The sequence below is a fragment of the Rufibacter roseus genome, assembly GCF_001647285.1.
Lineage (GTDB): Bacteria > Bacteroidota > Bacteroidia > Cytophagales > Hymenobacteraceae > Nibribacter > Nibribacter roseus.
In genome coordinates, this window is record NZ_LRML01000001.1 from 19760 (window position 1) to 32617 (window position 12858).

Genomic DNA, 12858 nt, shown 5'->3' on the forward strand with positions numbered 1-12858 from the left:
ATTTTACTGATAGATAGTCATGAGAATAAATAAAATAAAGTATTTCCTGTCAATGGCTCTGGCTTTCTTTTGCCTTTTGAGCTGTGAAAAGGAGTATGTGTTTACAGATGAGTTATCTGCCCCAACTACTTTAAATGGGCCTGTTGACAATTACTTTGTTAAAATTGAGCCTTCCAGTAGTGCCTCATTAAATTTGTCTTGGGAGCCAGGTAAGGCCAAAGATGGCGGACTTGTTTTATACGAAGTAATATTTGATGAAGAAGGAGGTGACTTCTCTCAGCCAGTTCTAACGTTTCTGTCTGATAACAAAGGCGTTTCTCCTCAGCTTACTTTATCGCATAAGAATTTAAACAAGATTGCGAATGCGGCAGGTATTCAGGCGTTAACTACTGGGAAAGTTAAATGGACGGTGGCTGCTAGCAAAGGCGCTAATGTGGCAAAAACAACTATGTTCAGAACCCTGAGTTTAGAACGCCCTATGGGGTTTGCTGAAATACCAACTGAAGTTTACTTAACTGGTACTGCAACAGAAGGAGGCACAGAGATTAGCAACAGCCTTCCGTTAAAAATGATAGAAGAAGGAGTATTTGAGATATATACCTCCCTTAAGCCTGGAAGCTATCAGTTGATAAATAAAAAAGATGCGAGTGCTACTAAATTCTTCATTGAAAACAACATCATCAAAGAAGGAGATCAGGGCACGGATGTTACTGGCTCAGAGAAAGTCTACCGGCTCACCTTTGATTTCAATAGCGCCACAAGTACTGCTGTTGAAATCAAAGCCATGGAGATTTATATGTCTGCCTACAACACCACTATAGGCAGTCTTCAATATGCAGGTAACAGTACCTGGACTGCCAGTCAGGTACCTGTTGTGTTTTATCCGTTTTCATGGGGAAGAGACGAGCGGTATAAGTTTAAAATAACTACCTCAGAAGGTGTAGAATATTGGGGCAGCCAGAATGTGAACAACGTAACTCCTGTGGGTGCACCTGCTTCTTATTTTTACTTAATCCCTGTCACTTCGGCGCAATGGGATAATACTTATAAATTCAATCCGGCGGCAGATAATAATAAAGTAAATGTGGAGGTTTCTTTCAAAGCAAATGGAAACTACACACATAAAGTAACAACATTATGATGAAGAATTTGAATAAGTGGGGTTTGTCAATTATCATGGTATTTCTGTTTGCTTGTTGTACAGAAAAAGTAGGAGGAGATTTTGTAGATCCTAGTCCTGACGGCTCTGGAAATGGCGGTGGCGGTAACCCTTTGTATGACGCCAAAACTTACAAAGAGAAATCAAAAGCAGTCTTTGACCATATAATTAAGCACTATTCCGTAAACGGGACCAACTATTTTTTAGAAAATTATCCTAAGCAGGGAGGAGATAGACCTGTGGCTTATTTTTGGTCACATTCCACTCTTTTCACCGGAGCAATTTGGCAGTTGGCATTAGGTTATAATGACCCATCCATTCAAAAAGTCATTAATGGCCTAGATGAGTATTGGGATGTTAACAGAACCCCTTTTGCCTTTCAGTCTTACCCGAATGAGTTTGGCGGAGGGGACCGCTTTTATGATGACAACGCCATAGCAGGCCTTGATGATGTTCTAGCCTATGAAGTCACGAACCAGCCCAGCTTTTTAAGAAGGGCTGAAGATGCCTTGGCCTTTGATATGTCAGGGGAATCTATGGATCAAGGCGGCGGAATATTCTGGAGTGAGCAGCTTAGGTTAAATAACCCAGGAAACCCTAATACGGTTAAGGCTGCTAATGCTACTGCCTTGTCTGCATTACTGGCTCTAAAGCTATATAAGATTACAAACAAACCTCAATACCTTGAGTTTGCGCAAAGGATCTATACTTGGAACAAAAACAAGTTGCAAGATCCGGCAGATAAGAACTACTGGAATGATGTGCACGCGGTAACCGGTGTTATAAACAAAATGAAATGGGCATATAATAGCGGTGCCATGATCTCAAATGCAGTACTGCTCTATGAAATAACGGGTAATGTGGAGCATTTGAATGAAGCAAAGTCAGTGGCCCGGGCTTCTTATAATCATTTCACGCATGACGTGCCAGGTGTAGGCAAGTTCTTTCCGTCACATGACCCGTATTTCACCATGCATTTGCTGAGGGGGTATCTAGATTTATATGAGGTGGATAAAAATCCGGAATATATAAATACTCTTATTATGAATGTAGACTACGCCTGGAAATCAGCTAGAAACAGTGCAGGATTCTTTTTGGAGGACTGGTCTGGTAAGACAAGAGGCAGAGAAGCGTGGTTGATTAACCAAACCTGCATGGTGGAAATATATGCTCTAATTTCCGATTTCAAAAGAGAATAGGCAACCTAGATGCAGAATTTTCTAAAATAAACAGAAGGCTCATCTAAAGTGCCAGCTTAAAAAAGAATTCCTGTTTTAGGCTTGTTTCTCAGAAAACAGGCCTAAAACAGGAATTCTTTTTTATTGGGGAGTAATAGATTAGGCCTTAGTTTCACTAAGTGGTCACCACATCGCGCGGCTTAGGTTTATGAACAAGTACAGCCTGTTTTATTTAGGATTACCTCACAGATTCAAACCTGAATAAAGCTTATACTTGCGTTCTTCTACTCTCAACAGTATAAACAAAACTGTCAGCTTTGTAAAAGCCTAAGTTGTATTCAAGGGGGCGTTCACCTTGGTCATATACAAAACGCTTTCTGAACAAGACAGGCTCTCCTATTTTCATTTCTAATTTCTTGGCAATGAAACTATCTGCACCTTTAGCAGTGATTTCTTCCTTAGACAATTGGGCTATAATAGAATAGTCACTTTCCAATATTTCATATAAAGGGCGCTTGAAGTCTTCTTCTCCTGTTAAACCAACTCTAGGGTGAAAATAAGAGACGAAATAAACGAATGGGCCTTCCTCTCTTCCCCTAAGCCTTTCGAGTTTCAATACTTTTCGCTCGGCAGTTATTTCAAAAAAGTTGGCAATATTTTCATCTGGAAGAACCCAGCTTACATGGAGCTCAAAGTTTCTGATAGGAATTCCCCTGGCTTTCATTTCTTGTGAAAAGCTCAGCCAGTTTTGAGATTTTGAGCTGACGGAAGGCGTAGCCACTCTTGTGCCGACACCCTTCTTTCTTATGAGAAGTCCCTCATATACAAGTTTATTAATTGCTTGCCGCAGTGTGGTTCTTGATATAGCTAAGTGCTTTGACAACTCTATTTCATTAGGCAACAATTTCCCGTTTTTGTAGATCGGATCCTCTATAAGCTCGCGGAGCAAGTATTCTACCTGTATGTGCAACGGAATAGGATTTCTTCTATCAAGAGTAAGATTCATAGCAATTAAATAAAATAAGCTTGAGGAAGTACAGTAATAAATGTGCTAATACTGGAAATCTTCAAGGTAAAGGAACCGCCTCATTTGAGGTGTCTTCAAAACAAATATACAAAAGCCATTCTTATATATAATGACACTGAGGCTGTTTAGAGCTTCTTGTTTTCCAGTGTAGGAGGTACTTGTCTGGAGTCATTTCTCCGGTTAAGCTAACGTTTTGAAGCTGTTTTTCTTAAAACAGCTTCAAAACGTTAGCTCCCTTTCCTGAAAAGCTACTGCAGAAAGATGCGTAGGCCTAAGGCATTAAAGAAAACCCAATTCGACTTCAAGAAAAAAGCAGGGTTGATACAATGATCAACCCTGCTTCAAATAAGTTATATAACTGTAAAAGTCTATTCAGTTACAAAGCAATGTATATTCATTCTATAGAAGAATAAGTCTCTTTTGCAGTTCTTGCCCTGCATCAGATACTCTCAGTATGTACAATCCTTTCTCAACTTTTGACAAATCAAGAGCTGTGGAATTTGACAATTCACCAGCTAGAACTAAGCTTCCTGTGCTTGAATACAGTTTATAGTGGCCAGTGCTACCTGATTGCATCTTAATTTGAACTATGCCCTGCGAAGGATTTGGCCACACAGTAACACGTTGGTCTAATTCTTCTTTGCTTGATGTCGTGGTGCTAGGTATCCAAGTTGTTCCAGTTCCTCTTGTTCCATCATGGGTACTTACAACATCATTGATCACCGTTCCTTCTCCTTCATCCAATTTCCAATTAGCCACCAGGCCTGTTGGTGTACTGGTTAAGAAATTATTTATATTGGCCTCGATTTCTTCTTGGGTGCGGGCCACATTCCAAAGTCGTACATCACTCATTTTGCCTGAAATTCTCCGGCCTGGCCACGTAGCATCATCTCCAAAATAGAGCTCCTGTGGAGAAGCCATCATTGGAGTTGTAATAGTCTTTTCTCCATTTGGTACTCCATTCAAATATAACCTCATCTGCGTGCCAGTGTAGACAGCAGCCACATGGGTCCATGTATCAGCAGCTACAGTGTTAGTTGAATTAAGGGTTTGCCAACTTTCACCATCACCAATAACAAATTGCATGGTTCTATCTCCTTCTAAACGAAGGGTATACCCACTTTCAGGTGGTGTATTATTGTCTGTAGCTTCGGCATTGGAAAGAATGGTGCCGATATTACTCATATTTACCCAAAATTCAACGGTGAAATTTTGAGGCGAGAGGGCAGGCGAGGTAGGAATGCTAACATAACTATTAGCGTTACCGGCATCAAATGCTAAAACAGTTCGATTAGTAGGCTGAGCTTGTAGATTTGCCAGTGAAGCAAAAGTTAAAATTGCGCTCAAGAGAAGTAAAGTAAAGTTTTTCTTCATAAAAAATTTGTTTTTAAGGATTGTAGAAAATTGTAATTGAACTTTGAGATGAGCAATGCTTTTCAATAGAATCAGCTTTTACACAAAACTTATCAAGAATTAATCAATTCAAGAATCATAATTTAAAATGGCTAAAACCTTTTAGCTAATTAAAGCGAAAATCTCATATTGAGCATAAACAAATAGTTTATAAAAAACTGAATTTACTAAAATTGAAATACGCAAATAGTTTGTTAGCTAAATGTATAAATATGTTTATACATAAAAACAAAATAATTTATGTATTTTAAAAAAACGGTAAATCTTAATTATGCTAAACTACTTCCCTCAATAAATAATTTTGAAGGTTTGAAATTTGTTAGTCAATTTTAGGCAGAGAGTATTCCCACTTAATCTTATTTAATATTGGGAGACTCTAGGTACAAGTAGATTTTATAATGCGTAAAGAAAGTTTTTATTTTTAAGAATTAAAAGTAAAAACAATAATTTTATGTAAAAATTTCACATAATTAGAAGCAAAACGATTAACTGATGGGAAAATCGCAATTGCTAAAGAAGGAAATTAGGTTGGAAAGAGGCTGATAACTTTTCTAAAAGCCAGCCCCGTGGGTTCCATTTTCAGGAGTTTTCAGAGATTGCACCTGTTTATCTCCGATGAAGGTCATTAAACCTTCTTCAAACCAAAGTTTGTTGTCCCTATTTAATTTTGCTACTAGGGTCTGTTTTCAGCGATATAAATAGGAGTTCAGTGAGAATTGCTTTAACGAGCCGTTAATGTGCTCCCTGCTTACTATCAGTTCCGGCAAGACGAATTTCGTACAATCAATTGAGTGGGAAGAATCACTTCTGAAGGATCATTTTCTTCAAGGTTGCTTTCAAGCTTTTTTAAGATAATATCTATTAATTTCTTAGAGATTTCTTCCACGGGTTGGGAGATAGCGGTTATTGTTGGCTGATATAATTTAAAGAAGTCCAAATCATCAAATGCGACAGCACTTATGTCCGCAGGAATTTTTAGGTTGATGGTGTTGATGGCATCAATTCCCCTGGTGGCTAGGTAATTTGTCGAAAACAGAACTGCATCTATAATAGGATGTTCATTTATATAGGAGGCAATACTGCTTACGTGTTGATTATAAGGAGATGCATAGTTTACTTTATGCACATATGAATTAAGATTATGCTCTTTTATAACTTGATTATACCCATCAAGTCTATCCTTCATTTGCGTTTGTTGGGAATCCAGCGTTATGAAGGCAATGTTTAGGTATCCTTGATCTATTAGATGTTTAACCCCATTTACAGTAGCATCAAAATTATCAATCATTACATAATTTGTAAGTAGCCCCGGAATTAAACGGTCAAAAAGTACCACAGGTATTTTGTCATCCAAGAGAGATTGTATGTCTTCTTTGATGCCTTCTGGGGGGGAAATGATATACCCGTCAATATTCCTTTCTCGGAACATCTTTATAAGTTCTCGGGTTTTCTCGGGCTTATTCTCTGTACTGCAATAGATGATTTTGTACCCTTGGTCAAATGCGTTTTCTTCAATTTGCCGGGCAATACTAGAGAAGAAGGCATTGGATATGTCCTCCACCATCAAGCAGATAATTTTTGACTTTCCGGTCCTGAGGCTTCGGGCAATCTGATTTGGCTTATAATCAAGCTCCTCCACAAGCCTCAGAACACGGTCAGTTACCAGGTTGCTTATGCGCTTCTCCTTTGCTTTTCCATTGAGGATAAAAGAGACGGTAGTGATGGAAATATTGAGTTGTTGAGCAATGTCTTTGATGGAAAGCCTCTTTTTCATTCTCTAGGTTAATTAAAATAAACACTTTTTCTAAGCGTAAACCTCTTAAAAGGGCCATGAAAAGAAGAGGTGCTATGATAGTTTGCCTGTAAAGAGGGATTCTCTTTTGAGGCGTCTGCAGGGGGACTTAAATAAGGCTAAAACTAATATAAAAATGTTTACGCTGTTTTTTTAGAGAGATGAAAAATTTATAGTAGTTGAGAATATTCATATTATTTAAAGTGGATTGTTTACTACCCAATCATCTATAATACCACCGAGAGTAGTGGAAGAGAGACAAAGTTGTCCTGGTTACTTCCTTGAATAATGGTTTAATAATAAAAATGCCTTTCTCAGTATCTTGATTTGAAATTTCATATTCATAGATCTTTCAGCATCCATAGCACTTAATAACCTAAAAAAACAGCAAGAGAATATTCTCCGCCTTCATTCTTGGCTCTGCCAAGCTTTGCCTCTACGGTAAGGTTGTCTTTTTGTTAAAAAAGAAAATATTTTTTAGAAGTTCTTGTTTTTTAAAAAAAACCTATGTTCTTTTATGATATTATTAATGGGATAAGGATTGCTAAGCTTTCTATTGCCATTATTTCCAAGCCTTTTTTGTAGAAGCAGTTTTAAGCTTTTTAAAAATATCTTATTGACGGAGGCTTTTGGAGATTACTGAAAGGTATAAAAAACCATTTAAGTGCTTTTCAAAGGTTCTGTGCTTTATTTTCCGCTTTCCTCATTGCTTTATCAAAGCAGTGGTTTTTCTATATAAAGCTTTATTTTTTTTATTCTTTAACCACGAATAGTACTAGAATAAAAATTTGCTAAATCGTTTTTTCTAATTGGAGGGAATGCATTGCAATTTTGCCATTTTCTGTTGTTTAAAAGGGTTCTAAGCTAACGATAAGCTGATGAGCCAAAGGTTAAAGTGATAAATAATTACTGTGCAAATTCATTGTTCGCAATATTTCCATGAAATAAACAAGTTAGTTGTGCGGCAATAAAGGATACTGTGCGGCAATAAAGGATACTTTGTTTTTAAGCTAAAACGTTTTAACAAACTTTTATCATAAGAACTAGTTGGTCAAATGAATAAAAAAGATGGCTAAAAAGCATGTGTAGAGGACTAGAAGCCTTTATGCCATCCCATTTTGAAAAAAGGACAAAAGAAATACTCAAATAAAATAGACTATATGAAACGAGATTTACCACTTAAGTTCCTTTTCAGTAATTACACCAAGAAGAACCGTGAGCTTTGGCTAAAGGTTTTTCTAGCAGGGTTCTGCTTTGTAATTACAGGAGGTCCCGTTCTGGCAGATGGAGAAAAGGCCAAAGTAAAGTCTACTAGCCTGCGCATAAATCCAAAACGAGCCAATGAAACTCATTCTGTCTATGTGTTTCAGGTAAAAGGCAGGGTGATTGATAGCAAAGGCGAAGCCTTGATAGGCGCCTCCATAAGCATAAAGGGAACTTCTCTGGGAACTACGACCGATTCTGAAGGTAATTATACCTTAAATGCCCCCGATGAGAATAGTATTCTAGTGATCTCCTACTTAGGGTACCTTACACAGGAAATTTCTATCAATGGGAAAGCTAATATTAACGTGACTTTAGCCGAAGACCAGACAAAAGTGGACGAGGTCGTGGTGGTTGCCTATGGTACTCAACGTAAAATAAGTAATGTGGGTGCCCAGTCATCGGTCTCCGTAAAAGAGTTAGACCAGCCGGTAGCTAATATCAGTACTATGTTAGCTGGTCGTGTGGCCGGTGTAACAGGTGTTCAGCGTTCTGGCCAACCTGGTTATGACGGAGCTGACATCTGGATTAGAGGTATTGCCTCATTAAGCGGTTCTAGTGCTCCGCTAGTTTTGGTAGACGGGGTGGAACGGTCTATGAATAACATTGATCCTCAAGATGTTGAATCTTTTACTATCTTAAAAGATGCCTCTGCCACAGCCGTATATGGTGTTAGGGGAGCTAACGGGGTAATCCTTATCATGACAAAAAGAGGGGAGGAAGGCAAACCACGGGTAACCTTTGATTACAACCAGGGCATTACAGAGTTTACCAAGGTTCCTAAATTGATAGGTGGTGTAGATTATATGAATCTTGCAAATGAAGCAATCTATACTAGACGTATTCCCGGGGAAGATGTTCCTGTTCCCAGATATAGCCAAGAAATAATTGATAGAACCGCAAGCGGAGAAGATCCCTTTGTCTACCCAGATGTAAATTGGTTAGATGAGGTATTTGAAGACTATGGTCAAAACCGCAATGCTAACTTAAATGTTAGCGGCGGCTCTCCGCAGGCAAGATATTATGTCTCTTTGGGGTATTATGATGAGACGGGTTTGTTCAATACAGATGCCATCGCGCAATACAATGCCACTACACGGTTTACCAGATATAATGTGACCTCAAATGTGGTGCTAGACTTGACTAAATCAACCAAAGTTGACTTGGGAATTCAAGGCTATATAGCTACCGGGAATTATCCTGCTGAGAACGCAGCAACAATCTATAGTGCAGCTCTGGAAATAAGTCCTATAGAATATCCTGTTATGTACCCCGGAGGGCTAGTGCCAGGTAGAAGTTCAAACGGAGGGCAGCGGAATCCTTATGCAGATGCCGCTCTGAGAGGGTACCAGAATGAAAATAAAAACCAACTTTTCTCCAATCTTAGGTTGACTCAGGAACTAGGTGTTGTTACGGAAGGTCTTTCAGCAACCGCTATGTTTGCCTTTGATGCTTTCAACCAACATTATATCAGAAGAAGCAAGCGGGAAGATACTTGGATTGTAGACCCAGCCAACCCAAGAAACCCTGACGGAACGCTGAATCTAGGCACTGCTCCCACTTTTTCAGGACAGAACTTTTTGGCCTATGGCCGTGAAAACGGAGGAAACAGAAGATTTTACATGGAGGGCGCCTTAAATTATGATAGATCTTTTGGCAAACACAGAATCAGTGGATTAGTGTTGGGTAACCGGTCAGATTATTCTAATGCCTTTGCAAACAACTTTCAAGAATCCATCCCTTTCCGGACTGAAGGTATTGCCGGCCGTGGTACGTATTCATTTGATGACAGGTATTTTGCCGAAGTAAATATTGGGTACAATGGCTCTGAAAACTTTGATCCAAATAAAAGGTACGGCTTCTTTCCAGCCTTTGGGGTAGGTTGGGTTGTATCAAATGAAAAGTTCTTTGAGCCCTTGGCCAATACTATCAATTTCTTAAAGTTAAGATACTCGGATGGTAAAGTGGGTTCTGATTCCGGCGCCGGTAGATTTGCTTACATGAGTAATGTGGACGGTGGCCGTGGCTACACGTTTGGCAGAAACAGAGGGGGCATAGGTGGCATAGTTGAGCTAACATATGGCGTAGCTGTTACCTGGGTAGAAGCACGTAAGCAAGACGTTGGCATTGAAATAAATGCCTTCAACAGCAGCTTAGGAATTATTTTTGACGTTTTCAAAGACCGCAGAGAAGGAGCTTTTGTTACAAGAGGAGATGTGCCTGCTTATGTAGGATTAACGTCAATTCCTTCTGGAAACCTAGGGATTGTAGAGAACAAGGGGTTTGACGGTACAATCATCTATGATAAAAACATAGGCGATTTCTCCATGGGCTTTAGAGGTACATTCTCTTATAACAGAAATAAAATCATAGAAAATGACCAGGCACCACAACTTTATCCTTGGTTAGAAAGAAGAGGGGCGCCTCTATTAGCAAGTTGGGGCTATACCGCTGAAGGACTATACAGTTATGAGGACGATGTGAACGGTGATGGATTCATTACGCCAGATGATGGGGACCAATATCCGGTTCAGTTTGGCAGAGTTCAACCTGGCGATATCAAATTCAAAGATTTGAATGGAGATGGCCGCATTGATGCCAATGATATTTCCCAAATAGGCCAAGGCGATGTGCCTGCTCTTACCTATGGTTTTGGGACAAGCTTAGGCTATAAAGGATTAGATATCAGTATGTTTTTCCAAGGGCAAGCCGAGGCAGATATAGTACTGGAAGGACGAAGCATCAGAGCATTTAGCGGTGATGGCGGCGGTGAAAACTTATATGCCATAGCCTTAGACCGCTGGACCGAAGAGAACCCCAATCCTGATGCTTTTTATCCAAGATTGTCCTACGGCTCTGGTGCTAACGGCAGCAGCAACAACAACCAATTTAGTAGTTGGTGGGTGAAAGAGATTGATTTCCTAAGATTGAAAACTGCTGAAATTGGGTACACTATTCCAAGCGAAGTTTCTGGAAAAATAGGAATTGGGAATGCCCGTGTTTATCTAAGAGGAGTGAACCTGTTAACCTTCAGCAATTTCAAATTGTGGGATCCTGAGTTGCTTACCAGAAATGGAGCAAGATACCCTAATATTTCAGTCTATTCCTTAGGCTTTAACCTCCAATTCTAATTCTCAGAAAATGAAAAAGATAAAATCAATAATACTTGTAGGCTTGCTTACAAGTCTGAACTTCTCTTGCAACGATGATTTCCTGGATCAGGTCCCAGATGACCGCTTAACACTAGAATCTACTTTTAAGAACAGGAATACAGTAGAGCAATACTTGGCCAACGTGTATTCTCAGATTCCAGATGATTTTAGTCAAAGAAATTTGGGTGGCGATGGAAACGTGGGTCCTTGGTTGGCCGCTTCTGATGAAGCAGAATATGTATGGGGCTTTGTAGGGAGTAACTCGGTTAACATTGGTGCTTGGGATCCAACTTCTGGCTTTGTCAATTCCATTTGGTCTAATTTCTACAGAGGCATCAGAAGAGCTAATGTGTTTATAGAAAACGCAGATCAATGCACTGACTGTGGAGCTGATGGAGAAATTGTAAAACGATATAAAGCTGAAGCCAGAGCGTTAAGAGGCTTGTATTACTACTACCTCATGCGGCTATACGGTCCGGTAGTGTTAGTCGGAAATGAGTCTATTCCGGTAGATGCCCCTACTGACGAATTAAAGAAGCCAAGAAATACCTTTGATGAGTGTGTGGCATACGTGGTGGCTGAACTTAACGCGGCAGCGGCAGATCTCCCTGCCGTAGCTTCAGAGCAAAATTATGGTCGCATGACTAAGTCTTATGCAGAAGCTATAAAGTCTCAGGTGTTATTGTTGGCTGCCAGTCCGTTATTCAATGGTAACACAGATTATGCCTCATTAGTTGGGCCAGATGGAAAGCAGTTGATCAACCAGCAATATGACGTCAATAAATGGAAATTAGCTGCTGATGCGGCCAAAGCCTTTATTGATGTTTACGTACCGGGCACTTATGATTTGTATAGAAAAAATAACGCCCAAGGTCAGTTTGATCCTTACCTCTCCACCCGTGATGTGTTTCTTGATGAGTGGAACAAGGAAATTATCTATGCTAGAGTAGACGCGGGTGTCAACCCTAGGCAATATGAAATGACCCCTTTTCATGCAGGATCACAGGCAGAAGCAAAAGGTTCTGGTGGCTTAGGCGCAACCCAACATATTGTAGATGCTTATTTCACTGCCAACGGAAGGTCAATTGATGATCCACTGTCTGGGTACAAATCATCTGGTTTTTCAAACTTCAGGGCTCCTAATGATACAGAAGCCAGACAAGTGTACAATCAGTGGGTTAATAGAGAGCCACGGTTTTATGTAGGTATCACTTATGATAACAGCCTCTGGTTGAATAGAAATACCGGAAATATTGTAACCAGAACATGGTTTAATGGCAATTCCGGTGTGAATTCTGGAGGGGGGAATGATTATACCCCTACTGGTTATATTGTAAGGAAAAACATGGCCACTGGCGACTGGCGCAATAATGGTAGGTCTTATGTAATGCTCCGTTTGGCAGAGATCTATTTAAATTATGCAGAAGCCTTGAATGAATATAACCCCGGTCATCCTGATATTCTTAAATATGTCAACCTCATCAGAAGCCGAGCTGGTATTCCAGAATATGGTTCTGCTGACCTGGAGGCACCTAGTGGTCAGGCCGCTGTAAGAGAAGCCATCTGGAAAGAGCGCAGAGTAGAACTTGCTTTTGAAAACGTGCGGTATTTCGATGCACGGAGATGGAAAATTGCCGAAACGGCTTTCGACGGTCCTACTTATGGACTTAATATTCGGGCCAACGACATTAATAATTTCTATGACAAAGTAGCATTTGAGACTCGGGTTTTTAACAAAAGGCACTATCTGTGGCCCATTCCTCAAAGTGAGATGAACATAAATCAGCAACTGGTGCAAAACACCGGCTGGTAACTGGAAGGCTAAGTTCAGGAAGTAATGAATTTCTGAACTTAGCCATCATTAACGTCTTAAA

7 protein-coding genes are annotated in these 12858 nt (G+C 39.8%); 4 read left to right on the top strand and 3 right to left on the bottom strand.

The genetic code is table 11. From position 1 onward, the window contains the following. The first annotated feature begins 19 nt into the window (after nucleotides 1-19). Both A8O23_RS00045 and A8O23_RS00050 read left to right on the top strand, forming a co-directional pair. Nucleotides 20-1141: a SusE domain-containing protein gene (locus A8O23_RS00045; RefSeq protein ID WP_066615134.1), complete on the top strand. Its 1122-nt coding sequence runs from the start codon at nucleotides 20-22 to the stop codon at nucleotides 1139-1141. Continuing rightward, nucleotides 1138-2358, top strand: coding sequence for a glycoside hydrolase family 76 protein (locus A8O23_RS00050; protein ID WP_082882807.1), 1221 nt, complete (start codon nucleotides 1138-1140; stop codon nucleotides 2356-2358). Before A8O23_RS00045 ends, A8O23_RS00050 begins: the two co-directional genes overlap by 4 nt. Nucleotides 2359-2605: 247 nt before the next feature. On the opposite strand, the gene A8O23_RS00055 is transcribed toward A8O23_RS00050, so the two are convergent. The 3 genes from A8O23_RS00055 to A8O23_RS00065 all read right to left on the bottom strand — a co-directional run bounded on the left by A8O23_RS00055 (nucleotide 2606) and on the right by A8O23_RS00065 (nucleotide 6551). Continuing rightward, nucleotides 2606-3343 (bottom strand): GntR family transcriptional regulator, encoded by a 738-nt coding sequence (locus A8O23_RS00055; protein WP_066615137.1) that lies wholly within the window; start codon nucleotides 3341-3343, stop codon nucleotides 2606-2608. Between the two features lie 420 nt (nucleotides 3344-3763). Next, complete coding sequence (locus A8O23_RS00060; protein ID WP_066615139.1) at nucleotides 3764-4804, bottom strand: LamG-like jellyroll fold domain-containing protein; 1041 nt, start codon at nucleotides 4802-4804, stop codon at nucleotides 3764-3766. A gap of 727 nt (nucleotides 4805-5531) precedes the next feature. Then, nucleotides 5532-6551 carry a LacI family DNA-binding transcriptional regulator gene (locus A8O23_RS00065; RefSeq protein WP_066615141.1) on the bottom strand — a complete coding sequence of 340 codons (1020 nt, stop codon included), beginning with the start codon at nucleotides 6549-6551 and terminating at the stop codon, nucleotides 5532-5534. Between the two features lie 1178 nt (nucleotides 6552-7729). Between A8O23_RS00065 and A8O23_RS00070 the strand changes: the two genes are divergently transcribed. Both A8O23_RS00070 and A8O23_RS00075 read left to right on the top strand, forming a co-directional pair. Then, nucleotides 7730-10963, top strand: a complete 3234-nt coding sequence (locus A8O23_RS00070) for a SusC/RagA family TonB-linked outer membrane protein (RefSeq protein ID WP_082882842.1) — start codon at nucleotides 7730-7732, stop codon at nucleotides 10961-10963. A 10-nt stretch (nucleotides 10964-10973) separates the two neighbouring features. Next, the gene (locus A8O23_RS00075) at nucleotides 10974-12797 is read left to right on the top strand and encodes a RagB/SusD family nutrient uptake outer membrane protein (protein ID WP_066615144.1); all 1824 of its coding nucleotides are present in this window, start codon (nucleotides 10974-10976) and stop codon (nucleotides 12795-12797) included. The last annotated feature ends 61 nt before the right edge of the window (nucleotides 12798-12858 follow it).